General features: G+C 55.4%; 23 protein-coding genes, 3 tRNA genes and 1 other RNA gene. 8 read left to right on the top strand and 19 right to left on the bottom strand.

Features of this window, described 5'->3' with window-relative positions; all coding sequences use genetic code 11:
* Window positions 1–8: 8 nt before the first annotated feature.
* Window positions 9–1,280, top strand: a complete 1,272-nt coding sequence (locus CGL_RS01310) for a Mur ligase family protein (protein WP_011013502.1) — start codon at window positions 9–11, stop codon at window positions 1,278–1,280.
* A complete protein-coding gene (locus CGL_RS01305) occupies window positions 1,280–2,032 on the top strand; it encodes a type 1 glutamine amidotransferase (RefSeq protein WP_011013501.1) in 753 nt (250 codons plus the stop codon). Before CGL_RS01310 ends, CGL_RS01305 begins: the two co-directional genes overlap by 1 nt.
* Window positions 2,033–2,516: 484 nt before the next feature.
* Here the strand turns inward: CGL_RS01305 and CGL_RS01300 are convergent, their stop codons facing one another.
* The 6 genes from CGL_RS01300 to ffs all read right to left on the bottom strand — a co-directional run bounded on the left by CGL_RS01300 (window position 2,517) and on the right by ffs (window position 8,145).
* Complete coding sequence (locus tag CGL_RS01300) at window positions 2,517–3,173, bottom strand: recombination mediator RecR (protein WP_011013500.1); 657 nt, start codon at window positions 3,171–3,173, stop codon at window positions 2,517–2,519.
* A 103-nt stretch (window positions 3,174–3,276) separates the two neighbouring features.
* The gene (locus tag CGL_RS01295; RefSeq protein WP_003855676.1) at window positions 3,277–3,588 is read right to left on the bottom strand and encodes a YbaB/EbfC family nucleoid-associated protein; all 312 of its coding nucleotides are present in this window, start codon (window positions 3,586–3,588) and stop codon (window positions 3,277–3,279) included.
* A gap of 108 nt (window positions 3,589–3,696) precedes the next feature.
* Window positions 3,697–6,024, bottom strand: a complete 2,328-nt coding sequence (locus CGL_RS01290) for a DNA polymerase III subunit gamma and tau (RefSeq protein ID WP_011013499.1) — start codon at window positions 6,022–6,024, stop codon at window positions 3,697–3,699.
* 18 nt (window positions 6,025–6,042) lie between these two features.
* Entirely contained in the window at window positions 6,043–6,675 is a 633-nt protein-coding gene (locus CGL_RS01285; RefSeq protein WP_011265506.1) for a suppressor of fused domain protein, read from the bottom strand.
* 2 nt (window positions 6,676–6,677) lie between these two features.
* Window positions 6,678–7,976: an aspartate transaminase gene (locus CGL_RS01280; protein WP_217994320.1), complete on the bottom strand. Its 1,299-nt coding sequence runs from the start codon at window positions 7,974–7,976 to the stop codon at window positions 6,678–6,680.
* Between the two features lie 72 nt (window positions 7,977–8,048).
* Window positions 8,049–8,145: signal recognition particle sRNA small type (gene ffs / locus CGL_RS01275), an RNA gene on the bottom strand.
* Between the two features lie 120 nt (window positions 8,146–8,265).
* Here ffs and CGL_RS01270 point away from each other — a divergent pair.
* The 4 genes from CGL_RS01270 (at window position 8,266) to CGL_RS01255 (ending at window position 11,748) form a co-directional block, all read left to right on the top strand.
* A tRNA-Ser gene (locus CGL_RS01270) sits at window positions 8,266–8,350 on the top strand.
* A 448-nt stretch (window positions 8,351–8,798) separates the two neighbouring features.
* Window positions 8,799–9,086: a hypothetical protein gene (locus tag CGL_RS01265; protein WP_231838282.1), complete on the top strand. Its 288-nt coding sequence runs from the start codon at window positions 8,799–8,801 to the stop codon at window positions 9,084–9,086.
* A 2-nt stretch (window positions 9,087–9,088) separates the two neighbouring features.
* On the top strand, window positions 9,089–10,249 hold the full coding sequence (locus tag CGL_RS01260) for an IS3 family transposase (RefSeq protein WP_011265505.1): 1,161 nt from the start codon (window positions 9,089–9,091) through the stop codon (window positions 10,247–10,249).
* 506 nt (window positions 10,250–10,755) lie between these two features.
* Entirely contained in the window at window positions 10,756–11,748 is a 993-nt protein-coding gene (locus CGL_RS01255; RefSeq protein WP_011013494.1) for an intradiol ring-cleavage dioxygenase, read from the top strand.
* On the opposite strand, the gene gluQRS is transcribed toward CGL_RS01255, so the two are convergent.
* The 3 genes from gluQRS to CGL_RS01240 are packed head-to-tail and all read right to left on the bottom strand — an operon-like array spanning window position 11,742 to window position 15,147.
* Window positions 11,742–12,623 (bottom strand): tRNA glutamyl-Q(34) synthetase GluQRS, encoded by an 882-nt coding sequence (gene gluQRS / locus CGL_RS01250; protein WP_011013493.1) that lies wholly within the window; start codon window positions 12,621–12,623, stop codon window positions 11,742–11,744. The two genes, CGL_RS01255 and gluQRS, sit on opposite strands and share 7 nt — an antisense overlap.
* Before the next feature lie 9 nt (window positions 12,624–12,632).
* Window positions 12,633–14,072 (bottom strand): ABC transporter transmembrane domain-containing protein, encoded by a 1,440-nt coding sequence (locus CGL_RS01245; protein WP_011265504.1) that lies wholly within the window; start codon window positions 14,070–14,072, stop codon window positions 12,633–12,635.
* On the bottom strand, window positions 14,065–15,147 hold the full coding sequence (locus tag CGL_RS01240; protein WP_011013491.1) for a DUF1611 domain-containing protein: 1,083 nt from the start codon (window positions 15,145–15,147) through the stop codon (window positions 14,065–14,067). The genes CGL_RS01245 and CGL_RS01240 overlap by 8 nt, the downstream gene beginning before the upstream one ends.
* Window positions 15,148–15,268: 121 nt before the next feature.
* Here CGL_RS01240 and CGL_RS01235 point away from each other — a divergent pair, with 121 nt between their 5' ends.
* Window positions 15,269–16,021: a queuosine precursor transporter gene (locus CGL_RS01235; RefSeq protein ID WP_003863385.1), complete on the top strand. Its 753-nt coding sequence runs from the start codon at window positions 15,269–15,271 to the stop codon at window positions 16,019–16,021.
* Here CGL_RS01235 and tgt read toward each other — a convergent pair.
* The 7 genes from tgt to CGL_RS01200 all read right to left on the bottom strand — a co-directional run bounded on the left by tgt (window position 16,000) and on the right by CGL_RS01200 (window position 21,635).
* Entirely contained in the window at window positions 16,000–17,256 is a 1,257-nt protein-coding gene (tgt, locus tag CGL_RS01230) for a tRNA guanosine(34) transglycosylase Tgt (protein ID WP_011013490.1), read from the bottom strand. The two genes, CGL_RS01235 and tgt, sit on opposite strands and share 22 nt — an antisense overlap.
* An 11-nt stretch (window positions 17,257–17,267) precedes the next feature.
* The gene (locus CGL_RS01225) at window positions 17,268–19,673 is read right to left on the bottom strand and encodes an MMPL family transporter (protein ID WP_011013489.1); all 2,406 of its coding nucleotides are present in this window, start codon (window positions 19,671–19,673) and stop codon (window positions 17,268–17,270) included.
* Between the two features lie 82 nt (window positions 19,674–19,755).
* Window positions 19,756–20,109 (bottom strand): hypothetical protein, encoded by a 354-nt coding sequence (locus CGL_RS01220; protein ID WP_011013488.1) that lies wholly within the window; start codon window positions 20,107–20,109, stop codon window positions 19,756–19,758.
* An 81-nt stretch (window positions 20,110–20,190) separates the two neighbouring features.
* Window positions 20,191–20,281, bottom strand: a tRNA-Ser gene (locus tag CGL_RS01215).
* Window positions 20,282–20,356: 75 nt separating this feature from the next.
* Window positions 20,357–20,560, bottom strand: a complete 204-nt coding sequence (locus tag CGL_RS01210; RefSeq protein ID WP_003855652.1) for a CsbD family protein — start codon at window positions 20,558–20,560, stop codon at window positions 20,357–20,359.
* A 101-nt stretch (window positions 20,561–20,661) separates the two neighbouring features.
* Window positions 20,662–21,141 carry a tRNA adenosine(34) deaminase TadA gene (gene tadA / locus CGL_RS01205; protein ID WP_003855650.1) on the bottom strand — a complete coding sequence of 160 codons (480 nt, stop codon included), beginning with the start codon at window positions 21,139–21,141 and terminating at the stop codon, window positions 20,662–20,664.
* A complete protein-coding gene (locus CGL_RS01200; protein WP_003863394.1) occupies window positions 21,141–21,635 on the bottom strand; it encodes a tRNA adenosine deaminase-associated protein in 495 nt (164 codons plus the stop codon). The genes tadA and CGL_RS01200 overlap by 1 nt, the downstream gene beginning before the upstream one ends.
* Before the next feature lie 37 nt (window positions 21,636–21,672).
* Between CGL_RS01200 and CGL_RS01195 the strand changes: the two genes are divergently transcribed.
* Window positions 21,673–22,695: a prephenate dehydrogenase gene (locus CGL_RS01195; protein ID WP_011013487.1), complete on the top strand. Its 1,023-nt coding sequence runs from the start codon at window positions 21,673–21,675 to the stop codon at window positions 22,693–22,695.
* Between the two features lie 170 nt (window positions 22,696–22,865).
* Here the strand turns inward: CGL_RS01195 and CGL_RS01190 are convergent.
* The 3 genes from CGL_RS01190 to mgtE form a co-directional block, all read right to left on the bottom strand.
* Window positions 22,866–22,938: transfer RNA gene (locus CGL_RS01190), tRNA-Arg, on the bottom strand.
* Window positions 22,939–23,056: 118 nt separating this feature from the next.
* Entirely contained in the window at window positions 23,057–24,640 is a 1,584-nt protein-coding gene (locus CGL_RS01185) for an SLC13 family permease (RefSeq protein WP_006285466.1), read from the bottom strand.
* 406 nt (window positions 24,641–25,046) lie between these two features.
* Window positions 25,047–26,357 carry a magnesium transporter gene (gene mgtE / locus CGL_RS01180; RefSeq protein WP_003863396.1) on the bottom strand — a complete coding sequence of 437 codons (1,311 nt, stop codon included), beginning with the start codon at window positions 26,355–26,357 and terminating at the stop codon, window positions 25,047–25,049.
* Window positions 26,358–26,366 lie beyond the last annotated feature (9 nt).

The following is a 26,366-nucleotide window of genomic DNA, read 5'->3' as shown; positions in this document are numbered from 1 at the left end:
CGTTTTTCATGAAGCTTTCACTGCCTGCACCCCTACGCCGTTTACGCAGCGCTGCCGCCATCATCTCAGCAAAAGTTGCGACATCCGCGTCCAAAGCCACAGGTCGCGGATCCGGTGGCATGATCGGCGGACTGGTGGCCAGCAAGGTAGACCCGGACATCATGTCCAACCTCATCAACAACCGCCCAACAGTGCTGGTCACGGGCACAAATGGCAAGTCCACCACCACCCGCATGCTGGCCGCCGCGATGCGCAGCACTTACACCGTCGCCACCAATGAAGGCGGCGACAACATGGACGCCGGCATCATTTCTGCGCTGCTCGCTGGCCGAAACGCCTCACACGTGGTCTTGGAAGTCGATGAGCTGCACGTACCCGCCGCCATCGAACGCCTCAAGCCCGACGCCCTCGTGCTGCTCAACCTTTCCCGCGACCAGCTCGACCGCGTTGGCGAAATTAACAAAATCGAACGTGTCCTGCGCGATGCCGTGCGCTCTCGACCTGAGATGACCGTCATCGCCAACTGCGACGACGTCCTCGTTACCTCCGTGGCTTTCGACGCCGAAAACGTCATCTGGGTCGGCGCCGGCACCGGCTGGCAAGGTGAATCCGCCACCTGCCCACGCACCGAATCCCGCATCCTCCACGACGGACGCCACTGGAGCGCCGAAAAGACGCTTCTCGACGGCCGCACCTTCGCACGCCCCACCCCCTCATGGGAGGTTGACGGTGATACCATCCATTCACCATCCGGCGATCTCACCTTGGATCTCAACCTCCCAGGTCAGGCCAACCGTGGCAACGCGGCACAAGCAATCGCAGCCTCCACCGTATTTAATGTGCCCGTTTCCTCCGCACTGCCCGCAGTCAACTCCGTCAACAACGTTGCTGGACGCTATTCCACCATCACTGTCGGTGAACACAAGGTCCACCTCCTGCTCGCCAAAAACCCAGCAGGCTGGCAAGAAGCCCTCTCCATGGTTGATCGCACAGCTGATGGCTTAGTCATCGTCGTCAATGGCCAGGTTGCCGACGGCGAAGACCTCTCCTGGCTTTGGGACGTCCGCTTCGAAGACTTCGAAAACCTCTCCGTCAAAGCCTCCGGCGAGCGCGGCACCGACCTGGCAGTCCGCCTCACCTACGCCGAAATCGACCACGAACTCATCTCCAACCCCGTCGACGCCATCGCAGCCTGCCCTCCTGGCCGCATCGAAGTCCTCGCCAACTACACCGCATTCCGAGACCTCAAAAAGGCTCTGGAGAAAGGGACCGAACAATAATGACCACCCTCAACATCGGCCTCATCCTCCCCGACGTCCTCGGAACTTACGGCGACGACGGCAACGCACTAGTCCTGCGCCAACGCGCACGCATGCGTGGCATTAATGCTGAAATCCAGCGCGTCACCCTCGACGACGCCGTCCCTTCCACCCTTGATCTCTACTGCCTCGGCGGCGGCGAGGACACCGCACAGATCCTTGCCACCGAACACCTCACCAAAGACGGCGGCCTCCAAACCGCAGCCGCCGCAGGCCGCCCCATCTTCGCAGTCTGCGCAGGTCTCCAGGTACTCGGCGACTCCTTCCGCGCCGCCGGCCGTGTCATCGACGGCCTTGGGCTTATCGACGCCACCACCGTCTCTTTACAAAAACGCGCCATCGGAGAAGTCGAAACGACACCAACCCGCGCCGGATTCACCGCCGAGCTGACCGAACGACTCACCGGCTTCGAAAACCACATGGGCGCCACCCTGCTCGGCCCCGACGCCGAACCACTCGGCCGAGTCGTCCGCGGCGAAGGCAACACCGATGTCTGGGCAGCCTCCGAAAACACCGACGACCAACGCCAACAATTCGCCGAAGGCGCCGTCCAAGGCAGCATCATCGCCACCTACATGCACGGCCCCGCACTCGCCCGAAACCCCCAACTCGCCGACCTCATGCTCGCAAAAGCAATGGGTGTCGCGCTGAAAGACCTGGAGCCTTTGGACATCGACGTCATCGACCGCCTCCGCGCCGAACGCCTGGCGTAGCCCCTTCTAAACCGGGTCTACTCGAAATGAGGGGACCCGGTTTTCACGCACGTACCAACCAAGGCGAACTTCCCTGCCGAATGGAACGTTTCGAGGCGAAGCTGGACTACTTGTGATCGCCAGTATGCGAAACAAGGCAAACTTCTCCACCGAAGGGACCATTCCGGGGTGAAGTTGCCCACTTGTGTTCACCGCGAGCAAATCGAGGCAGACTAGCTCTTCAAGCCGACCGGTCGGAGCGGCAGTTCGCCTTGTTGTGTTCACCACGAGCAAAACAAGTCGAGCTTCTCCGTCGAACAGACCGTTTCCGAGTGAAGGTCACCCACTTGTGAACATCCGCGGCTCATAACTAGGCGAGTTAGTGGTCAAAGCTGACCGTTCGGAGCGGCAGTTCGCCTTGTTGTTTACACCCGGCGCGCGAAGCAGGGCAAGCTCGACCGTTAAACGGGCCACTTCGATCAAAAGCCAGCCTGTAAAGGAGGGGCTAGATCTGCAGGCGGCCACTCAATGCTCGGGAGAGAGTGAGTTCGTCGACGAATTCGAGGTCGCCGCCTAGTGGCATTCCGGATGCGAGGCGGGAAATTACCAGATCTGGGAAGTCTTTCAAGAGGCGGCCGAGGTATGAGGCGGTGGCTTCGCCTTCGGTGTTGGGGTCTGTTGCGAGGATGACTTCGCGGACGGTGGGGGTGGCGTCGAAAAGCTTATTTTCAGGCGTGGAATCTGCGAGCTCACGGTCTGGCAGGACGCCGCCGATGCGCTGCAGGAGCGTGGAAATGTTGAGTTCGCGGGGGCCGATGTTGGCCAGCGGGTCGAGGGCGCCGCCGAGGACGTGGTAGCGGCCGGAGAATTCGCCGGTGCGCTCGATAACTTGGATGTCTTTTGGTTCTTCGACGACACAGATTGTTCCGCCGTCACGTCCGGAGTCGGAGCAGATGCGACAGACTTCTTCGCGGGAAATGTTGCAGCAGATGCGGCAGAATTGGACGCCATCACGCACGCCTCCGAGGGCTTCCTGAAGGCGGGTAATGTCGGAAGGATCTACGTTGAGCAGGTGAAATGCGATGCGTTGGGCACTTTTGGGGCCGACGCCGGGGAGACGAGAAAGTTCGTCGATGAGATCCTGGAGTGGGCCTTCAAACACGTCTTACACTACCTATCTGAACTAAAAATTGGACAAGGAACAGTATCGCATACATGACAAAAGCCGGGTTCATCGAGAACCCGGCCCTGCGTTTAGCAACTAATTAGAAGAGGCCACCCATGCCCTGGGATAGTGGGCCCATCTTCTCTTCAGCAACGTTTGCGACCTTGTTATGGGCATCCTTGAATGCACCGAGCAGAAGGTCCTGTAGGGTTTCGACATCTTCAGGGTCAACGACCTTTGGGTCAACGGTCACTGCGGAGACCTCGCCGTTGCCGGCCATAGTGACGGTAACCAGCCCGTTTCCTGCATTTCCGACAACGGTGGTTGCCAGGATTTCCTGCTGAGCGGCCTGTAGTTGAGCCTGCATCTGCTGAGCTTGGGCGAGGATCTGGGACATATCTGGCTGGGTCATGAGAATGGCTCCTAAGAAGTTTGTTGGTTTCTTCGCTCGATCCTACCGACGTCACCGCGAACCCGCCCCTTACTTTTGGCAGGTTCGCTCTCGGCTTACAAACGAGTCTTACAAAGGTTTCGCGCCGAGTTCCTGAGCAAGCAGTTCCATCGCGATGGTTTTCGCATCACGACGATCCATTTCACCTGGCTCTTCGTCTGCTTCGCGGATCAGCTGCTCTTCTTCAGATAGCTGGCTGACCTCCGGCTCAGGCGCAACTGCTGGAACTGGCTCCGTCGCAGGCTCAGGAGCTGGTTGCTCAACGGGAGGCGCTGGCTGTTGCTGGAACCCTTGGTTTCGTTCGGGGAAACCCTCGTCAGCTGGGTATCCATAGGGGTCCGGTGGCAGGTCAGGTTCTGGTGGCAGCGGAACACCCCGCTCGAAGGGCTCGGAGCTGCCCTGGCGATGCTGACGTTGTTGCGCTGCATTTGCCGCGGCTTGTTCGACGCGTTCCTTCCACGCTGGTTTCGCAGCACCCGCAGCCGGAGCAGCAGGAGTAGCCGGAACCACCGGAGCAGGCGGAGGCGTTGGAGTCTGTGCCTCAGGTGCTGGCCCACCGATTTTTACCGGTTGCCCCCATCCCGAAGTTTCAGCCGAACTCTCAGGCTCCTCTGGCTCGGTGGGCACGGATTCTTGCTTAGGCGTCTGAGGCTGCGCAGGCGCACTTGGAGTGGCTGGTTTGGAGTCGTAGTTGGGGTTCCACGTGCTCTTTTGCACAGCAGGCTGGGCGGTAAATCCAGCTTCGGCTGGGTTCGTGCCCACAATGCATTCGACCTTGAGCTGCAGACCAGTTTCCTCAGCCAACACCTTGACCAAAATTCCGTTGTGATCAGCAGCGTTCAAACGCGCAGCCAACGCCCCGGTGCTGTGACCGAGCACGAGGGTATCGCCTCGCAGTCCCAAAACTCGCGCTTCGGTCAGCATGATTGAGGTGCGCACACTTTGTTTTTCCACGATGTTGCGCAGCTCTGACCAGCGGCTTCGAATGGTTTCGAGGGGATCACTGCTTGCAGGCTGCTTTTCGACGCTCGCCTCCCGCACTTCCACCACTGGTTCCCTGGCGGGTTCCGGTTCCGGCGCGGGCTGAGATGTAGGTTCAGCCGCTGGCGTTGGTTCAGGCGTTGGTGCAAGAGACTGTTCGCGCACTGGCTCGGGCGCAGGAGTTGGTGCAGGAGCTGGAGCTGCCTTCTTCTGTCCATACTCCCGTGCTTTCGCGCGGGCAGCAGCAATACCAGTGAGACCACCCGGAGTAGCTGCAGGCGCAGCGTCAGTCGAACTACTGACCGCTGGACCTGCCACGGTATTGCTTGCCAGGAGCAGTCGGGCGCAGAGGATTTCCAGAAGGAGGCGCGGTGAGGTGGCACCACGCATGTCGTCGAGTCCGGAGTTCACCATGGAGGCTAGGTTGGCGAGCTCGTTGCCTTTGAACAGGGTGGATTGTTCGATTAGGGCGTCGGCGCGGTCGGTGGGGGCGTCGACAAGCCCGAGGTTTAGTGCTTCTGGGACGGCTTGGAGGACCATCAAGTCGCGGAGGCGGTCGAGGAGGTCGATCGTGAAGCGTCGCGGTTCGAGGCCTTCTTCGATGACGTTATCGATCGTGGTGAACATGCTTGCGTTGTCTTTAGATGCAAGGGCATGGATCGAATCGTCGATAAGCGTGAAGCTTGTGACACCGAGCAGCGGCAAGGCGCGCTCATATGTCAAGCCCTCCGGGCCCGAGCCGGCGATGAGCTGGTCGAGGATGGAGAGGCTGTCGCGGGGGCTGCCGCCGCCGGCGCGGATGACCAGTGGGTAAACGGAATCGTCGACGTGGACGCCTTCGCCATCGACCGCATTTTTCAGCACTTTGCGCATATCCCCTGGGGTGAGCAGGCGGAATGGGTAATTGTGCGTGCGGGAACGGATCGTACCGATCATTTTGTCCGGCTCGGTGGTGGCGAAGATGAAAATCAGGTGCGCTGGTGGCTCTTCAACGATTTTCAGCAAGGCGTTGAAGCCTTGGGTACTGATCATGTGGGCTTCGTCAATGATGAACACGCGGTAGCGAGATTCCGCCGGGGCGTAGTTCGCGCGTTCGCGCAGTTCACGCATGTCATCGACACCATTGTTACTCGCGGCGTCGAGCTCTGTTACATCAAGGGTTCCAGGGCCACCCGGGGCCAGCGCTACGCAAGAATTACACACCCCACACGGCGTGGAAGTTGGGCCTTCCACGCAGTTGAGGGACCGGGCAAGGATGCGTGCCGACGACGTCTTGCCACAACCACGCGGACCCGAAAAAAGGTACGCATGGTTGATGCGCCCGCTATCCAAAGCTGCGGACAGAGGGTCAGTCACTTGCGACTGCCCAACTAGTTCACCAAAACTTGCCGGTCGATACTTGCTATACAAAGCCACGGAATTGAGCCTACCGTCTTAACGTTTCAGATCCAGAAGATCGACTTCTTGCTCCGCCATTCGTTCGAACATGACGTCGCTGCCCTCGTTGAGAGCGATGGCAAACTCTTCCTCCGTGAGCAGGATCAACTGCAGAGGCAACGTCAATCGGGCTAGATCGCCAGCCTCGTCGGGTGCTTCCACATTTACTTGACCTGCTTCTTCACGAACATACGGAATCTCCGGGCCCCAAATGCGGGGATCCGCCAAAATTCCGTGCACCACAGAAAAACCCTCTTGGGGAAGATTCGCCATAATTCCTACGCACGGCAAGATCTGTCCCGGTTGGGCATGCATGGGAGTGACGCTGGAATCGGTGGCGGATTTGAAGGAGAGGGAGGCGTCGAGAAGCATTGTTGCAGCAGCGCCGACGGCGCGCCCAGGCACGGACACGTCGGCCCTGGCCAGGCTCAAAATCTCACTTCGCACATCGACCGTTTCCGCGCCGCCTTCCGTGACCAGCCCGGTGTTGACGCGCCCGAAATTGACAGAACACGCAATTGATTCATCCTCAAGCGTGTAACCTGCCACTTTAAACGCGCCAACCTGGTGGAATTCCGGTGTCCCAGGAAGCAGACGGTTAATCCAATGTGCTGTCTCCGCTGTATTCACTTTTAGTTAGCGTAATGCTCCGCTGCTGCCAACAGCACACAGGTAGCCACGCCATCCATGGCAACCTCAAGTTCCTCAACTGGAGGCAGCGACGGTGCCAAACGGAGATTTTTGTTCTCCGGATCCTGACGCAGCGGGTAAGAAGAACCCGCACCCGTCAACGCGATGCCGGCTTCCTTAGCCAACTCAGCCACGCGAGACGCCGTACCAGGAACCACATCAAGGGAAATGAAGTAACCGCCCGCAGGGACAGTCCACTGCGCGACACCGTACTCAGCAAGGCGAGAATCCAGAATCTCCAGAACCTTGTTGAACTTCGGAGCCAACGACGCAGCATGCTTACGCATCACCGCGCGCACTCCCTCAGCATCGCCAAAGTAACGCGCATGAGCCAACTGATTGACCTTGTTAGGGCCAATGCCACGGATACCCGCATGGCCGGTGTACCACTTGCGGTTCTCCGCAGAGGTGAGGAAGAACGACACGCCCGCACCCGCGAGAGTGATCTTCGAAGTAGAAGTGAACGCCCAGAAACGGTTCGGGTTGCCAGCGGCCTCACCAAGCCCGACGATATCGATAACCTCAGGGAATTCATCGGTCAGCGTATGAACGGCGTAGGCATTATCCCACACAACGCGGAAGTCCGGAGCTGCGGTTTCCATTGCGCTTAGACGCTTTGCGACGTCTTCTGTCACCGTGAAACCAGTCGGGTTAGAAAACACCGGAACAACCCACATGCCCTTAACCTGCGGATTCTTCACCAATTCCTCAACAGCATCCATATCAGGGCCGTCTTCATTCATTGGCACAGAAATCATCTCAAAGCCGAAACGCTCCGTGATGGAGAAATGGCGATCATAGCCCGGAACAGGGCAAATCCACTTAACGGTTTCTTCCTTCGACCAAGGCTGAACCGAATCATTGTTACCGAAAATGTACGACCAGCTGATCACATCAAACATGATGTTCAAGCTCGAAGCATCCCCCGCCAAGACCTGCTCCACAGGAACACCCAGCAAATCCGCCCAAATCTGGCGAATATCAACGATGCCATCCAGCCCGCCATAGTTACGGACATCAGTACCATCCGCAGCCTTGAAATCACCCTTACCAGGCAACGCCAACAACTCATCAGCGAAATCCAACTGCTCCGACGAAGGCTTACCGCGAGTAAGATCCAGCTTCAGATTTTTTGACTTGAGCTCATCAAACTTGCGCTTAATGTCCTCGTGGAACAAACCAATTCGCTCTGCATCAAAATCCTGCAGCGAAACTGAACTCATAACTGCGTACCTCCGCATGTGGTGGCAAAATAGACGGACCAAAAAAGGGCACAAAAAAAGAGCAGTGACCTCAAGCCACTACTCTAGACGTTTTAGGGGATCCCGCGCACCCGTCAGAGCTCGCTGACCCTTGCTGCATTCCTGCCCTGGGGGAGTTCACAAGATAAACGCCGCACGGGATCCTTCGCATAACTCTAGCTGAACCGCCCCAGAAAACGCCAACTGCGAGCGGATTTGAGTTTCTAAACGACTTTTGTGTAATCTAATCCCCAGAACAAAGCAGCCATGCGTTGCAGCCGTTCTAGCTGGAGGATTCGACTAGCGGCCTATGTCGCTCGCCTGGAACGCGGGTTGGGAGCAATCCCTCAGGGGTTCAAATCCCCTATCCTCCGCAAACTGAACCAGCTTCTCACTTCGGTGGGGAGCTGGTTTTTTCATGTATTGGGGATTCTCTTTGGTGGTTAAGGGACAAAATGTGTGCTTTTCTCTGGTGAGTCCCTGCAATACCCTGCAAGCCCAAACCAGGTGACCAATGAACGCCGAATTTCACTGCCGTCGGTCATATGGGATGGTTTTGAGGTCTGGAAACGGTCCCATATGACCGAGAATCTCTCAATTAGGGGCTCTTCGGCCACTTGGTTTGCCCCATCGCCGGTAATTCTCGTCCAGTAGTCGGGATGATCGATAAGTACAGCCCCAGTCGACGATGTCACCACACTAACGGCTGATGACAAACGTGACCTGGTCATAGGATACTTAGCTCAACCACACGGTCAGGGCCAGCAATTCCTCACGTTTTACCAACTCCGTAAGCACACCATCATGGCCTGGTGCGCCGCTATGACCGACGGGGACTTAGACGCTGATATCTCACCCCGCCAGATCGGGTTGATGACCACCCGAACCGTGGTCGAAATCGTTCGACTACGCCACATGATTGCCCAACAACTAGAAAGAGCCACGATCATGGAAAACGAGTACCTCAAAGAAATCGCAGCGCTGAAGAAAGAACTCGCGCACTACAAGCAAAAAGACCATCAGAATCAAATGGTGATCGATATCTTGGGAAAAGCTATTGGGACCAGGCCCAATCCTGGCGAGGGCTTAGACGAGGAGGACGCCACCTAAACGTGGATGAGCAACGCGCCTTTGATCAAGGACTCAAGGAAGAAAACACCTTGATCACAGATCTCACCACCTGTGCCAGGCTGAGCCATAACAAGGCATTACGGCTGATCAAGCTGTCGAAATCAACGGCGTATTACCGCAACAAGCCGCGTCCCCGTCCTGCACCGAAACCTGTCCTGCAGGCCGTGCCAGCACCAACAGCACCTGGTGTGGAACCCACACCAGAGCCTTGGCAGGGGAAGGAGCCAGCAGTGTCGTCGGTGCGTCAAGCGTTGGCAGAACACGAACGCCAGTTCATTGTTGATGCGATCACCGCGTACCCACAACTGAGCGTTAGTGGGGTGTTTAACATGTTGTTTAACAAAGGCATCTACCGCGCATCACTACGTACATGGTGGCGTGTTGCCAAGCAGCACAAGTTGTTACACAAAGACCGAGTCAGTGCCCTGTCCCCGGGGAAACGATCACCAACGCCACGGGTTAAGCCGAGGTTGGAAGCAACACAGCCTGGTCAGGTGGTGTGTTGGGATGTGACGTTCTTGCCGTCGCTGGTACGTGGTAAGACCTATGCGTTGCATCTGGCGATTGATTTGTTTTCCCGCAAGATTGTTGGGGCGAAGGTCGCGCCGACGGAAAATACCTCCACCGCGGTGGAGTTGTTAACGCAGGTGTTAGCGGATAATCCGGGTGTGGTGACGGTGCATTCGGATAATGGGTCGGCGATGACATCGACGAGGGTGCGGCGGTTGTTAGCGGATCATGGTGTGGCGTTGTCGTTGATTCGGCCGCGGGTGAGTGATGATAATGCGTTTGTGGAGTCGGTGTTTCATACGTTGAAGTATCGGCCGTTTTATCCGAAGGTGTTTGCATCGATGGATCAGGCCCGGGTGTGGGTGGAGGAGTTTGTGGTGTATTACAACACGGTTCATCCGCATTCTGGTGTGGCTGGGCATACTCCGCAGTCGGTGTTTGATGGTAGTTGGAGGGCGGCTCATAGGTTGCGTGTGCAGGCGTTGGATGCCCATTACCGGCAGTTCCCGCAGCGGTATGTGGAGCAGCCGGTGGTTCAGGAAGTTGCTGGTGTGGTGCGTCTTAATGGTGCGCGTGATGATGGGTCTGTACAGGAGAGGGTTGGTGGTGTAGCGTCGCTGTTAAGTGCTTGAGTTAGCATGTGTTCTTATCGCCCCCTGGTTCACAAACCCCTGGCAGCGAGCGCATTCACGCGCCAATACTGCAGTTTGGAACCAAGGGTCCCAATCCCCAACCGCCGTTTGGCCTAGATATGCGGCCCGCCGAATCTAGCCCAAAATTCCCAATTGAAGGCTTCGAAAGTGACCCTTCAGAATCGCTCCTGAGCTACCAACATCACAGCACCCATACAAATACCCTCCTCGAGCATTCGACCCGTTAAATCGCCCCAACTAAATTAAATAGTGACTTGAGAAACAAAGCTTCATTATGCCAAACCAGCACAACCTCGGAACTTCCCCACTCAAATGGCAGGACACGCGCCTTACGTACAGAAATTCCCACAACCCCATACAGCCAAGAGGTCAATTGGCAAAAATCTAGAAAAATCTACCCAGTAAGCATTCAGGAACCATTCAGAATCTTTTCTTAGCATGTCTCTATCAGCGTAAACGTCCGAACATGAAAGGCTAGAAAAGCCATGGCTGAGCAGTTGCGTCAATTTGAAGGCAGGGTCCTCCCTAATCAATCCGAGGACTTGGAAGATCAGGGTTTGGGATTTGACCTGGGAACCGTTTTCTCCCGCAGGAAGGTTTTGGGATTCATCGGTGTTGGTGGAGCAGGTGTGGCACTTGCTGCTTGTTCACCTTCTGGTTCTTCCGCGGCATCGAGCACCTCAAGCGCGTCCAGCAGCGCAGCTGCAACCACCAGTGCAGCAGCAGAGACTTTGACTGAGATGAAGTCGGAGACTGCTGGTCCGTACCCGGGCGATGGTTCGAATGGTCCGGATGTGTTGGAGGTCTCCGGTGTGGAGCGCCAGGACATCACCAAGTCGATTGATTCTGACACCGTGGCAGAGGGCGTACCTCTGACGTTGACTATGACCATTTTGGACATGAACAACAACAATCAGCCAATGGAGGGTGCTGCGGTGTACGTGTGGCACTGTGATGCGCCGGGTCGATATTCGATGTACGACTCTGAGCTGGAAGATGAGACCTATTTACGCGGTGTGCAGATTACCGATAAGTATGGCCAGGTCACGTTCGATACCATTTTCCCTGGTTGTTATGCGGGCCGTTGGGTGCATATTCATTTCGAGGTGTTCCCGGATCGAGACAGCATCACGGATTCCACGAACAACATTTTGACGTCGCAGATTGCCTTGGATGAAGCATCAGCAGCATCGGTGTATGCACTTGATGTGTATGGAGATTCTTTGACCAACCTCAATAACATCACGTTGGAGTCGGACAATGTCTTCTCCGATGGTTGGGATCAGCAGATGGCTAACCTGACCGGTGATGCTACCAGCGGTTTCATTGCCTCGATTGATGTGCCGATTGATCCAACCACGGAACAGAATCAGTCCATGAACATGCCAAGTGGAGGCCAGGGAGGCCCCGGTGGACAAGGAGGACCAGGCGGCATGACTCCTCCAGATGGAATGACCCCTCCCTCTGAGCCTCAGTAAATAAACGGCTCCCGGCTGAGGGTTGTGGGGTCGAAAATTTCCAACAATTGGGGTGCGGAATTTACCCCTTCGTAGCCGAGCGATGATGCGAGGCGGGAGAAAATGGTGTGGAGGGGGGCGTCGATAAGCATTTCTTTAAGCGTCACTGCCCCGTCGCGTTTGGCGAGGCGCTGGCCGTGGGCGTTGAGCACGAGCGGCACGTGAATGTATTCGGGCGCGGGGGTGCCCAGCAGCGAGCCGAGGTAGGCTTGGCGCGCGGCGGAATCGAGTAGGTCGTCGCCGCGGACTACCTGGTCAACGCCTTGGTAGGCATCGTCGACGACGACAGCTAAGTTGTATGCCCATCCGGGTTCCTGCCCGCCGCGGAGCAGAATGAAATCGTCTACGGGGCCAGTTTGTGGGCCGCGAAGTCGGTCGTGAAAATCAAACGAGGTTACCTGCGCGCGCAGGCGGATGGCGGGGTGCCGGTTTTGCGCAGCCAAGGTTGCACGCTTTTCGACGCGTTCCTCCTCCTTCAATCCCCTACACGTTCCCGGATACACTCCCGGAGCCACATGGGGTGCCCGCGAGGCTTCTTGGATGTCCCGGCGCGAGCAATAACATTCGTAGGTGTCTAGTTTTTCAAGGGCTGCGCGGTAGGCGTCGTAGCGTGTGGATTGGTAGAGGACGTCGCCATCCCAATCGAGACCCAGGGCGGATAGGTCTGCGAGTTGGCTTTCGGCGGATTCCTTGGATGAGCGTTGTTCATCGATGTCTTCGACCCGCATGAGGAATTTTTTTCCTTCGGAGCGCGCGAACAGCCAGGCCAGCAGTGCTGTGCGGAGGTTGCCAAAGTGAAGGTCGCCGCTTGGTGATGGTGCGTATCGTCCTGCCATGTTTCTAGATTAGATGTTCACTTGCCGCCATGTTTCGGATGGGTTCTCCTGAACGGTGGAGATGATCACTCCGGGATAGTTGAGGAGGTTTTCAGGGGTGATGCCTTCAAGTACCAAAAGCGGTGGGGTTCGAAGGGTGGCGCTGGCAATTTTCAGTTTGTTGATCTGCGAAGTACTCCAGGGGTGTCCGCCGTTTTTCAAGCGTTGTTTCCCGGTGTTGTTCAGACCAACTTGTTCCAGTGCTTGCTCAATTTCTTCCACGGTGGCATCCGGCACTCGCAAACCAACCAGGCGCGATACTGAACCACGGCTTAAGTGGTGGTGTGCTGAGGCGATTCCGATGAGGGCGCGTCGTTGTTTCAAAGGAAGCTGCGAAAGCCTTTGACCGTTGACTATTACATCTGTGCCTTCCTCCATTGCAGACAACGAGGTGACCCATTTTCTCGTCGCATCTGCAGAGCCGTGGAGGTAGATCCGTTCTCCAGGAAGGGCGGAAATACCTTTGACATAGACACCGGGGATTCCTTCTGTTGCTTGCAACCCGGGTAGTTTTTGTTGGGAGTGTTTAAATTCTGAGCCTCGTTGCAGAAGTGGAATCAGGATGCGTGTCGCGGCTTTATAATTTTGGCGATATTCCACCACGCGGCCAAGTTCTGCAACTGGAGTGGCAAGAACGCCAAGAAGCATCATTATTCCCGCAACCTCACTTACTTCCAGGTGGCCAGAAATCACAATGCTGACAGTGCCAAGCGAGGCTGCCATGGCCATCAATGCGCGGCTAAAACCGGTGGCCCAGGAACGTCTTACAGCAGCTATCACCACTCGGTCGGAATCTCGGGTGACTGCATTGAGCTCACGGTCTATTGCTCCTGTTGCGTGCAGTAATTCTCCAGCCATGACAGAATCTGCGATCCGCGCAGCCATGCGTCCACGTTTTTTGCGTAGTTCACGTGCTCTTTTCAAAGTCCACCGCGCCACCACCGGCAGCACGGCTACACACATGAGCAGTGGCACAGTAACAGCCACGCCTGTGCGGAGATCTTGGATAAACAACGCCACCAGCACAATCGCAATCAACGGCAGCCCGGTGACCATCGGAACAATGCCCAAAGCCACCCAATTGCGCACCGCGGTGAGATCATTGCTGGCTCGGGTGACAGTCACGCCCAACGAGGCCGTATTTCCAGGCACCAGCGCAGCACCCACCAATTCACGACGCACCTCATGCACATAATGCTGGCCTAGATCTTCTGCCACTACTTTTTGAATCCACTGCGCCACCCCCAAACCCAACGTGGTAGCAAGCAGCAATCCAACAAGTGCTCGGTTTCCCTCAAGTATGGCGGCTACGCTCAACGACACCATGATCGCCAGCAGTGCCTGCAGCACACCAAGTACACCTAGGGCAATGAGCAAAAGTCTGCGACGAGCACGCCATAAGCTAGGCATGATCCGTTAGCACCGCTGTGACGATCTCCGGGTTGGTGAGATCAAAAGTGGGCACCACTGGAACTTCAAGCACAGCGGCAGCTTCCGCGGTGGCCAGCGGCGAAGCCGTCATCACTCCCGAGGCCGCAGCCACATGAAGCCCCGCCGCCTGCAGTTCCTGCACACCGGCCTTCGCGCCCAAGGCATCAACAGCGGAGAACACCACATGATCCACGGCTTCCTGGAACACTTGATCGCGCAACAGCCGCGAGGTTTCGCCCTGATAAATTCCGTCCGCGATTTCCACGATCACGGTATCCGCACCAGAATCAGCCAGCACATTAATCATGTTGACGCTCAGCGCACGAATCTCCGCGAAATTCAGCTTGAACGTAGTTGGGTAGCCAAAGTCGGTGAAATCAATAACGCTGTGAGCACCAGCATCGTGATAAATCATGCGGTCATTTCCAGCACCAGTGCCCGTGATCTTTCCAGCCGCCACCTTCTGCCCCGCCGCAGCCAAACCATTGACCAAGCAGGCAAGCGTGGTGGATTTTCCAGAGTTCATCGACGTTCCCAGCACCGCGATCACCTGCGCACGCTTGTTGGGAGCCTCCACTTTCAAAGGATTATCAAAAGCCGCAAAGTCCCGTACATTCACAGTTCCGCGCGCATTGGTGAGCAATCCCAACGGTTCAATCTCTGTGGGTTCATCCACCCGATCGTGCAGCGCCGTCACCGTTCCCGCGATGCCACCAGCCGCCACCAAATGGCATGGCCCCAAATCCTCCGGTACATGCGCTAAAAACTGATCCGCCGCATACCGGTGCCCATACGCCAACATCACCAACACCCCCTCAAACAAAATGGCCTTGCGCGACTCCGGCGTCTCCACCCGCTTGTGATTATTAATCGCCGTCACCCGCGCAATCACCACATCGCCCGCCTGCGGCGTGCCGGCTGTTTCCAACCAAAAATCAGAAGGACGCTTATCGACGCCCACCGCCACCAAACGCGTCGTATAGCTCGCCTGAAAACGAGCAGGCAACGCGATCGCCGTGGAGTGCAGTACTGGGTGTTCAAGAGCAATGGTCATGAGGAGGGACCTTTCTAGGAGGAAGTGTCTGGCCGATTGGCTAACAATCTCTAGTTAAATCCCGCCTCATGAAACCACGATGAAACCAACATGAGAGTTTTTTCATCCACGTTTTCTGGCTATGGTTGTGGACGTGCAAAATCAATCACACACCCCAGAAACCCAGCCTCAACCTGGGCAGGGCGCAGCCAAGAAAACCCCCGTTGCGTCCGGAAACTCCACGTTCATTCACATTCAGCCAAGCTTGTACCCCATTTTGCTGGCGCTGTTTGTTGCAGTCTTTCTAATTTCAAATATCACCGCAACCAAGGGCGTAGAAATCGGCCCGTTGGTGACAGACGGTGCGTTCTTCCTCTTCCCCATCTCATATGTGTTGGGCGATGTTCTAGCCGAATGTTACGGCTTCAAATCCACTCGTCGTGCCATTCTTACTGGTTTTGGCATCACGATGCTCGCGGCGCTGTCTTTCTACATTTCCATCTGGCTGCCTGGCGCAAGTTTCTGGGAAGGCCAAGAAGCTTTCGAAGCAACGCTCGGCCTTGTTCCACAGATCATCGTGGCATCACTGGCGGGCTATATTGTGGGTCAGCTGCTCAACGCCAAAGTTCTGGTGGCTATCAAAAAGCGCACGGGTGAAAAGTCCCTGTGGGCGCGCCTGATTGGTTCCACCGTTGTCGGAGAATTTGTCGATACCCTGCTGTTTTGCGCCATCGCAGCGCCAGTGATCGGTATTGCCACCGCCCCGGATTTCATCAACTACGTTGTGGTGGGCTTCGTGTGGAAAACCCTTCTAGAGGTCATCCTCATGCCCATCACCTACGCAGTCATTAGGTGGGTGAAACGCCGCGAAGGTTATGAAACCTTCGACGCGTAGTACCGGCCTAAGAATTCTTCCTTGAATTCGTAGTACGTGCCATCATCGATGCTGGCACGAATCTTATCCACCAAGGTGATCATGAAGTGCAGATTGTGCATGGTGCACAGCGTGCCGGCCAAAAATTCCTTCGCTTTGAGCAGGTGATGAATGTACGCGCGGGAGTAGTTCTCGCTGGCGTATCCGCCGACTTCCTCATCGATTCCCTTGAAGTCACGCTTGAAACGCGCACCGGTCAAATTCATGCGTCCATCAAGCGTGTAGACACCGCCGCGTCGACCCAAACGAGTCGGCGCCACGCAGTCAAAGGTGTCCGCACCGGCTTCGACAGCCACGAACAGATCGTCCGGCTCGGAAATGCCCAGCAGGTGACGTGGCTTGTCCTCGGGCAGCTCATCGCACACCCAGCCCACGATGGTGCCCAGGTTTTCCTTCTCTAGGGCGCCACCGATGCCGAAACCGCCGAAGCCGCGACGGCCTTCGTCGGCGGCCTGGCGATCCAGGTCCAACAGGCCTTTTACTGCTTGTCGACGCAAATCCTCGAACTGCGCCCCCTGCACCACTCCCCATAGGGATTGCAGTGGTTTATCCACACGTTCCTGAGTCAAACGTTCATGCTCCAGGAGGCAGCGCTGTGCCCACCTGCGGGTACGTTCCACAGATTCCACCTGGTAGTCATAGGTATCAACCAAGGTGGTCAGTTCATCAAAAGCAAAGATGATGTCTGCGCCCAATTGGTGCTGAATCTGCATGGAGACTTCTGGGGTGAATCGGTGCTTTGAGCCATCGATAACAGATTTGAAATCCACGCCGTCTTCGTCGACAAGCGCCATGCGCTCTTTTTTAGCCGCCTTGATATCGTTGCGCGTCAAGTTGGTGGTGTCCATGGCCAGCACCTTTTTAAAGCCGGAGCCCAGGCTCATGACCTGGAATCCGCCGGAGTCGGTGTAGGTGGGGCCGTGCCAGTTCTCAAAGGCAGACACACCGCCAGCCTCGTCCACGATGTCGGGGCCAGGCTGCAGATACAGGTGGTAGGCGTTGGACAAAATAGCCTGTGCGCCGGTCTCCCGAATCTGCTCAGGGGTAAGGGTTTTCACCGTGGCTTTGGTAGCCACAGGAATGAAAGCAGGGGTGGCAATATCACCGTGAGGTGTGTGGATTACACCTGTACGACCATGCTTGCCGGGGGCGTCATCGGCAAGCTTGTTGTTGAGGGTGAATGAAAGATCTGACATAGGTGCCAAGTCTAACGTGCAGCCTGCTTCTCCTCCCATTCCTTCTCCAGTGCGGTGCCTTCAATGTCCAAACTTGGCAGAATTCGATCCAGCCACTTAGGCATCCACCACGTGGCCTTGCCCATCAGGAACATCGACGCGGGGACCAGACCCATGCGAATGAAGAAAGCATCGAAAAACACGCCCGCACCCAACGCGAAACCGAAGATCTTAATAAATGGCAACGGCTGATCAATAAACGCCACGAACACGGCAATCATGATCAGTGCCGCTGCTGTAACCACGCGGGAGCCCTGCGTGAAGCCTTCAATCACTGACTGCTCAACCGGGGTGTACTTGGAACCAGGCTGTCCCTTGCCATTGTGGTGGGTGTAGTGCTCGCGCATGCGAGTCACAAGGAACACCTGATAGTCCATGGCCAAACCGAAGGTCACGCCGATGAGGAAGATCGGCATGAAGGAAATCAGCGGACCAGGGGTGTTCACAAAGCCACCGAAGCCCTCCTGCCAGACCAACACCGTCGCACCGAAGGCCGCACCCACAGACAACAAGAAGCCAAGGCCAGCAACCAGCGGAACAAGCAGGGAACGGAACACCAGAATGAGGAGGAAAATAGCCAAACCAACAACCACAGCGAGGTAAACCGGCATTGCGTCTTCCAGCTGCTCAGTAATGTCCAACTGAACCGCCGTAAACCCAGTGGTACCCAGTTCAGTTCCCGTAACATCCTCAATCTGAGCTTCCTGCGCACGCAGCACGTGCATCAACTCAGGGGTCTCTTTATCCGCAGGTCCGGTGTATGGAGTCACGAGAATCTGCGCCGCAGTGAAATCATCATTGACGCTGATGATCTGCGCATTCTTCACATCGATGTTGGAATTGTAGGTCTGGGTGACATACATATAGGTAGCAAAACGAGCCGCCTGCTCCCGATCGAACTCGCCCTCTTCAGGCTCCTGTGCCTCAATCAGTGGCTGCAATGCGGTGGAATCAGCATTGACCTCATGCGTATCGACGATGACCAAGAACGGCGCATTAACGCCCGCGCCAAAGCCCTCTGCCATCAAATCAGCCGACTGACGCTGAGTGGTATCAATATTGGAGGTGGAGTCAGAAGGCAGTGACAACTGCAGGTTCATTGCAGGAATGGTCAAGGCACCAAGACCCAAGACCACCACTGCCACCACAAGACCCGGTGCTTTCTGTACAAGCTTGACCCATGAGCGACCCTTGGAACGACGATTAAGCGCTTGCTCCCACGTCTGCTTTGGCGTTGGGTTTCCACCAATTCCAGGGATCTTGCCCTTGAACGCATGACCACCAAACACACCCAACAGCGCCGGGATAAACGTCAACGCAATGAGCACAGCCACGAACACCGTAAACGCCGCAGAAATACCCATGGCCGTGAGGAATCCGATATCCGCAATGATGAGGGCTACCAGCGCGATAATCACCGTCGCGCCAGCAAACACCACCGCACTACCAGCTGTGCCCACCGCCATTCCGGCAGCATCGGCACGTGGCATGCGCTTATACTCCGCACGGTACCTAGACAAAATAAACAGCGCGTAGTCAATGCCCACGGCCAGGCCAATCATCACTGCGAGCACTGGAGTCACATTGTTGAGATCAGTAAACGCCGTGGCCAGCACAATTGCCAGCGCACCAATGCCCACGCCGATCACCGCGGTAATCAAAGGCAAGCCTGCAGCAATCAAAGAACCAAAGGTGAAAATCAACACGATGAACGCGATGCCAATACCGATGATCTCACTGGTGGTTTCAATCTGAATTGGATCACCGAAAGCAGGTCCACCGGCTTCCACCCGGACACCTAAATCTTCACCGATTTGCATCGCTTCGTTGATCACATCGCGGTGTTTTTGCTCCACATATTCTGCGGCCTCAACATCAATGTTGAAAGAGGTGTAGCCAATGGTTTTGTCTTCGCTCAACACCGCCAGATTGGCAGCATCCTTTGCAGCGGTTTCCTCAGGAAGCCCCATGCTGGTCATCTGCTCGATGACCATCTCTTCCAACGCAGGAGACACCTCAACAGGATTGCCGAAGCGCTCTCCCCCACCAAAATCAGGCAAATTGTCCTCAATGTAATCAACGACTGCATCCATCGCAGTCATCATCTGAGGATCATCAAGCGTGGTTCCTTCCGGGGATTGGAAAACCACGTTAACTCCGGCGGCCGTCACCGGGTTCGTCTGATCAGGGAAATTTTCAACCAGAGAAACAGTGGCATCAATCGAAGGGGTGTCTTCAATAGTGAAAGAGTTACTGAACCCCTTCTGCATCGTCAGGGCCAGACCACCAACAATGGCCAAAATAAGTAGCCATGCCGAAATCACAATCCACTTGCGATTATAGGACCATCGCCCCAACCTGAATAGCAATTTCGCCACGGGGTTGCTTCTCCTCTTAAATGAGCTATTTTTTCACGCCCCACTAACTTACCTGCGGTAGCTGTGAATCCGAGAAAATCTCCTAGATCCGACGCTTCTTCCACGCGATCACAGAACCAATTACTCCCACAAGCAGCGTGACAACATAAGTGACTAAAGAAATTGTGGAGGAATTAAAGAGATCGAAGAAATCTGGCTGGAATTCGTTGGAGTAAATGGACGGCTCATACATTGACCATCCGAAATCGAAAGAAGTCCGCGACTCAGGCTTCATCAAAATTCCGGAAATCGACATGAGCGTCAACGGAAAGAACACCCAAAACCACGGAAACACCCGCTCCTCTGAGGCTTGCTTCCGCAGCAAAGAAACACCGACCAAAGCGGTCACAGCAATTGCAAAGAAAAGTGCAAGGTTCATGACCACAGAGTAGAGCAATTCATCCGCACTTATTGGTTAAGAATGCAAAAAAACCGGCTCTTAAGCAGCTACAAACTGCTTAAGAGCCGGTTCTTACACTGGCGGTGGCGGGGGGATTTGAACCCCCGGTTGGGGATTACCCAACATTCGCTTTCGAGGCGAACACCTTCGGCCGCTCGGACACGCCACCGCCGATCAGTCTATCGGAATGGTTGCGCGCCAAACAAATCCAGAGTTCGGCTTCTAATCCTGAACAAGTACGGGATTAGTCGTCCTTCTTGAACGCACCCAGAACCTTGTTAGCTGCGTCCTTTACCTTTTCACCGGCGTTTTCGACAGCATCCTTGATGTCTGCCTTAGCCTGATCCGCACGGCCCTCATCAGCGAGGGACTCGTTATCAGTTGCCTCGCCGAATCCTTCTTTAGCCTTACCTGTGAGGTCCTCTGCCTTGTTGGAAAAATCGCTCATGTGGTGCTCATCTCCTACTTCTAGTTGAGGTATTTGTGATACCCACCGTAGGAGCGTGAATCACTAAAAGCTCGCCACGCCCTGAAATTGATATAAATCCGTTACCTGTGAAGTTCGAAAAATTCGGTCATCAAGGCAGCACATTCAGGCTCGAGGATTCCTCCACTGACTTCCACTTTGTGCAACACCGCGGGGTCTCGAACCACGTCAAATACAGATCCACAGGCGCCGGTTCGGGGCTCAAATGCTCCGAATACGATGCGTCCGATTCGAGCACCCACCAAGGCGCCGGCGCACATACTGCAGGGCTCCAAGGTGACCACCGCGGTGCAGTCACTCAGCCGCCAGCCGTCGGAAAAACGGCGGGCGGCTCGTCGTAAAGCAATAATTTCGGCGTGGGCCGTGGGATCGCGGTCTGCTTCTCGACGGTTCGTTGCGGTCGCCAGGATCTCCCCGGTCGGCGCGTAAATGACGGCGCCAACGGGAACGTCCCCCTCAGGGGTTTGGCGAGCAATATCCAAAGCATGGCGCATGCGGCGCTCATCGTCTTTGATGCGCGCCTGCACAGGTAAAACGCCCACTAGTCGAATCCCACCACCCGAGCCAGATCATTATCAAAACCGAGTTCTTCCGCGATGCGCAGCAATTGTTCGGAAGGATCCAAATCCATGTCATCGCAAATCACGGAAAGAACCTCCTCAGACAGCCCCAAATCCGCCAAAATATCGAAATCACCTTCTGGCCATGGATCGATGTCGTCCAAATCATCAGGGTTGATATCTGGAAGATCCGCATCGAGTTCATCCATCACCGCGGCGGCGAAATCATCGTCGACAGCCATCGGCGCATCCGAAAGGAAAAGGAATACCCTACTTGGGGTGGGACGCACCATCACAAAATATTCATCATCAACGCACAACAGCGCAAACGCCGGCCCCTCGCTACGCAGCGAGCGAACCGCATTAATAGAGGTAGAGAGCTTGGAGAAGTGATCCTCAAACTCGCGTACCTGCCATTTACCTTCAACTAAGGTAGCCGTAACTGCAAAGCTCAGGCCATCCTCTTCAGTGTTCATAGAGATAACCGTAGTAGGTATGTGCCACACTTGTCAGGTGACTACCAAAGACATTTCCCGCCCAGTATGCATCCTGGGCCTCGGCCTCATCGGCGGATCCCTCCTCCGCGACCTCCATGCAGCCAACCACTCCGTCTTCGGCTACAACCGCTCACGCTCCGGCGCTAAATCAGCCGTCGACGAAGGCTTCGACGTTTCCGCCGATCTTGAAGCAACCCTCCAGCGTGCAGCCGCCGAAGATGCGCTCATCGTCCTCGCGGTCCCCATGACCGCAATCGATTCGCTTCTCGACGCCGTCCACACCCACGCACCAAACAACGGCTTCACCGACGTCGTATCCGTAAAAACCGCCGTCTACGACGCAGTAAAAGCCCGCAACATGCAACACCGTTATGTGGGATCCCACCCCATGGCAGGCACCGCCAACTCCGGCTGGAGCGCATCCATGGACGGACTGTTCAAACGAGCAGTATGGGTGGTCACCTTCGACCAGCTTTTCGACGGCACCGACATCAACTCCACCTGGATCAGCATCTGGAAAGACGTCGTCCAAATGGCACTCGCCGTGGGCGCTGAAGTTGTCCCATCCCGAGTTGGCCCACACGATGCAGCAGCAGCACGAGTGTCTCATTTAACACACATCCTGGCTGAAACCCTCGCCATCGTCGGTGACAACGGTGGCGCACTGTCTCTCTCTTTAGCCGCTGGCAGCTACCGCGACTCCACCCGCGTTGCAGGCACCGACCCAGGACTCGTCCGCGCCATGTGTGAAAGCAACGCCGGCCCACTGGTCAAAGCCCTCGACGAAGCACTGGCGATCCTCCACGAAGCCCGCGAAGGCCTCACCGCAGAACAGCCAAACATCGAGCAACTTGCCGACAACGGCTACCGATCCCGCATCCGCTACGAAGCCCGCTCCGGCCAGCGACGCGCCAAAGAATCCGTTAGCCCTACCATCACCTCATCCAGGCCAGTGCTCCGTCTCCACCCGGGCACACCAAACTGGGAGAAGCAGCTCATCCACGCTGAAACCCTCGGCGCACGGATCGAAGTGTTCTAGTTTTATCGGCTGATGATTCTCAGGCGATTCCTAATGTGAATTCGACACCAAGATTTCTTAATTTTGGCCACCATTTTGCCAAAATCTTGGTGTCGAACGTGCACAAAGTACACACCGGCGCACGCGAAAACCCCAGGCTGACTTTTTAATCAACCTGGGGTTTTAAACTGTGCGCCCGGAGGGATTCGAACCCCCAACCTTCTGATCCGTAGTCAGATGCTCTATCCGTTGAGCTACGGGCGCAGTGCAGATTGTTTACCGTGTGGCGTTCTCTGCAACGACGATTACTTTACACAGCTTCAGAAAGAACAACAAACCCGCAGTTCAACGCCATTTACGTTGACTGCGGGCCTGTTAACTTTTAAAGCATGATGCCAAAGAGTGGGATCGCTACGAAGTAGGTGAAAATCGTAATGAGGATGACTGCGATGATGTTCAGCCACAGACCACCCTTGACCATTTCGCCGATCTTAATGTAGCCGGAGCCGAATGCAATCGCGTTTGGAGGCGTTGCCACTGGAAGCATGAACGCACAGGTTGCGGACAGTGCGACTGGGATGGTCAGCAGCAGAACATTCTGCTCGCCACCTGCGGTCAGTCCGATACCTACGGCGACGCCACCCATGATTGGCAGGAAGGTTGCCGCTGTTGCGGTGTTGGAGGTGAACTCGGTCAGGAACAACACCAGGACAGCAATGGCGAAGATGAGAATGAAGATTGGAAGGGCATCAAGTCCCTTAGCTAGTTCACCGATCCATAGGGAAAGTCCCGTGCTGGTAAACATCGCAGAAAGTGAAAGCCCGCCACCAAAAAGCAAGAGAACATCCCATGGAAGTTCGCCTGCAGTACGCCAATCAAGAATGCGTTCGCCGGTTTTAAAGTTAGCGGGAACGATAAACATCAGCAGGCCGGCAGCGATGCCAATGAGGGAGTCATTGATAGAGAGCTGGGAACCGGTCCAATCTAGAGTTAATGGAATGAAGACCCAAGCCAGTGCAGCTGCCGCAAAAATAACACCCACTGTGACCTGAGGTGCAGTCCACGGCCCCATTTCAGCGATTTCACGTTTGATCAGTTCACGTCCGCCAGGGATTTCTTTCATTTCTGGCTTGAACACGGTGGTCAACACAAGCCACGCGATGATGGTGAAGACGACAGCAATTGGTACACCAAGAATCATCCACTGACCAAATCCGATGTGGATATCATGCGATTCAGACATATACGCAGCAAGCAAGGCATTGGGTGGCGTGCCAATTAAGGTGCCGAGTGAACCGATGGAAGCAGAATAAGCAATGGACAGCATGAGTCCAGTGGCGAATTTCTTTTGGTTTTTCATTCCGCCCACAGTCTCAGCGGTCAGTGCCAGTACCGACATACCGATCGGTAACATAACCACGGCCGTTGCAGTGTTAGACACCCACATGGACAAAAATCCAGTTGCCACCATAAAACCCAAGACCAATTGCTTTGGCTTAGTACCAACAGCTAGCACGACCGCTAGAGCCATACGTCGGTGTAGGTTCCATTTCTGCAGGCCAAGTGCCATAAGAAAGCCGCCCAAGAAGAGGAAGATCGTAGGGTTGGCATACGGAGCTGCTGCCTTCCCAAAGTCCACAACCTGGAAAGCAGGGAATGCAACCAACGGGATAAGTGCGGTTGCTGCTAGTGGGATTGCTTCTGTCATCCACCACACTGCCATCAAGATTGTGACTGCAGCAGTAAGACGCATCGCGTTGTTGGTGTATTCAGTTTCTGGATCGACGCCACTGGATTGCATGACGGTTTCCACGGAGTTCGAGGGGAAGAGAAGATAGACCAGGGCGGCTAAGACGAGGCCGGCAATGATGCCGGTTGCTTGTCGACGCCACTCTCGCCTGTCTCCAACGACCATTACTTCGCCCGGTGATTCTGCCGAGCCTTCTTTAATGTCAGGTGTGCTCATTGCTGAACAATCCTTTTCTGTAATTCACTCCCTTGCTTAAAGAAGGGATGGATTTTCTCACATATTCAGCCCGGTCATCAATGACCATGTAAGCCAACGAGGGAATATTAACGTTCGCAGTGCGAATTGGTAGAAAGATCACGTTCAGCCCCTCCCCCGTCAATCATCACACCTTTTTAAAGGATTGGCCTGACCACTAGTTTCTTGGCGGTAGGTAAATATTACTAAGTCTTGCATTACACCCGCCCCACCCCAATGTGCAATGGTTACGCGAAGTAAAATTTTTTGAACTTTGCTCCAAATTTGATGATTAACCGCGACAGAGAAACTTCATAGAAATGCCGAAGCTGGCAGGCTTGCCAATACGGTTAAGGACTGGGAGTGGACGTCGAAAAGCAAAAATCTTTTAGATTCCGAGCACCAACTTGGCAATTGCAAAGTAGATGATCAAACCTGTTGCATCACAGAAGGTTGAAATAAAAGGATTAGAGAACACCGCTGGGTCCGCTCCGATCGCCTTGGCAATAATTGGCATTACTCCGCCAACTGATGCGGCCATCGTGCACACCGCCAACAATGTCAGACCGATGACAGTGCCTACGGGCATGCCGTAAACAAGCGATGCGATCACAAATCCAACGGCACCCAACAATGCCCCGAGCATGAGGCCGACTCGGATTTCTCTGCCCAAGACGCGGAAGACATCTGATTTTCGGACGTCACCCAATGCGAGCGCACGGGTCACGGTTGTTGCAGCTTGGTTTCCGGTGTTTCCGCCAGTACCAGTGAGCAAAGGAATGAACAATGCCAGTACCACGGCTTCAACCAAGGTGGCTTCGAAAATATCAAGAACTTGAACCGTCAAAATTGCTGACACTGCCAAAACCAGAAGCCATACGATGCGGGACTTCACCAGTTTCCGAATCGGCGTGGATAGATACGGCTGCTGGAGAGGTTCCGAACCACCACTGCGAGCGGAGTCCTCAGAGTCGGCTTGCTCCACGATGTCTTGCGCATCATCGAAGGTCAGCACTCCTAAGAGCATGTTCGATTCATCCACAACGGGCATCGCAACGAGGTCCAACTGTAGGAACCAGCGGGCGGTTTCTTCAATATCCGCGGACGCCAACACCGAAACAGGACGCACCATGATTTCCGAGACTTTTAGAGTGGGATCTGCGATGAACAGCTTTCGCAACGACACCACGCCCATCACTTGGCGAGCACGGTTCACAATAGGTAAGGCATAAATCGTCTCAGCCTCAGCAGCATGATTGCGCACAAAATCTAAGACTTCGGCGACGGACATGTCGTCGAAAAGCAATAAAACCTGGGGCGACATCCAACGTCCAACCGACCCCTTTGCGTAACCCAAGACCAGCTCCGTGACCTGCTTTTCCTGCGGATCGAGACTGCGAAGCAACTCGTCAGCGATCGACGCCGGCAGCTCATCAAGCAGTGAAACGCGGTCATCAGGGTCAAGGTCAGCGAAATAATCCAGCACTTCCGCATCCTGAAAAGCACCAATGAGATCAGCCTGGAGTCGCGGACCAAGAGCATCGAAGACCAACAACGATCGATCTTTACTGAGCAGACGCAGCAGTACCGCACCTTTAGTTATAGAAGTTCGCTCAACCTGATCAATAACCTCCTGGATCGGCATCGCTTCCAACGTTGCAGCGACGTCCCTCGCCTCGCCCAGTTCCAACTCTTTCATGTCACACAC

The organism is Corynebacterium glutamicum ATCC 13032 (genome assembly GCF_000011325.1).
Classification (GTDB): domain Bacteria; phylum Actinomycetota; class Actinomycetes; order Mycobacteriales; family Mycobacteriaceae; genus Corynebacterium; species Corynebacterium glutamicum.
Note: the sequence above shows the minus strand (reverse complement) of the source record. Positions and strands in the feature narration are given on the sequence as shown.

Coding starts and splice junctions, on each gene's coding strand:
- CGL_RS01310 (WP_011013502.1), top strand. CDS start 9: ATGAAGCTTTCACTGCCTGCACCCCTACGCCGTTTACGCAGCGCTGCC.
- CGL_RS01305 (WP_011013501.1), top strand. CDS start 1,280: ATGACCACCCTCAACATCGGCCTCATCCTCCCCGACGTCCTCGGAACT.
- CGL_RS01295 (WP_003855676.1), bottom strand. CDS start 3,588: ATGACCCAGCCAGATATGTCCCAGATCCTCGCCCAAGCTCAGCAGATG.
- CGL_RS01280 (WP_217994320.1), bottom strand. CDS start 7,976: ATGCGGAGGTACGCAGTTATGAGTTCAGTTTCGCTGCAGGATTTTGAT.
- CGL_RS01265 (WP_231838282.1), top strand. CDS start 8,799: ATGACCGACGGGGACTTAGACGCTGATATCTCACCCCGCCAGATCGGG.
- CGL_RS01255 (WP_011013494.1), top strand. CDS start 10,756: ATGGCTGAGCAGTTGCGTCAATTTGAAGGCAGGGTCCTCCCTAATCAA.
- gluQRS (WP_011013493.1), bottom strand. CDS start 12,623: ATGGCAGGACGATACGCACCATCACCAAGCGGCGACCTTCACTTTGGC.
- CGL_RS01245 (WP_011265504.1), bottom strand. CDS start 14,072: ATGCCTAGCTTATGGCGTGCTCGTCGCAGACTTTTGCTCATTGCCCTA.
- CGL_RS01240 (WP_011013491.1), bottom strand. CDS start 15,147: ATGACCATTGCTCTTGAACACCCAGTACTGCACTCCACGGCGATCGCG.
- CGL_RS01235 (WP_003863385.1), top strand. CDS start 15,269: ATGGTTGTGGACGTGCAAAATCAATCACACACCCCAGAAACCCAGCCT.
- tgt (WP_011013490.1), bottom strand. CDS start 17,256: ATGTCAGATCTTTCATTCACCCTCAACAACAAGCTTGCCGATGACGCC.
- CGL_RS01210 (WP_003855652.1), bottom strand. CDS start 20,560: ATGAGCGATTTTTCCAACAAGGCAGAGGACCTCACAGGTAAGGCTAAA.
- CGL_RS01200 (WP_003863394.1), bottom strand. CDS start 21,635: ATGAACACTGAAGAGGATGGCCTGAGCTTTGCAGTTACGGCTACCTTA.
- CGL_RS01185 (WP_006285466.1), bottom strand. CDS start 24,640: ATGAGCACACCTGACATTAAAGAAGGCTCGGCAGAATCACCGGGCGAA.
- mgtE (WP_003863396.1), bottom strand. CDS start 26,357: ATGAAAGAGTTGGAACTGGGCGAGGCGAGGGACGTCGCTGCAACGTTG.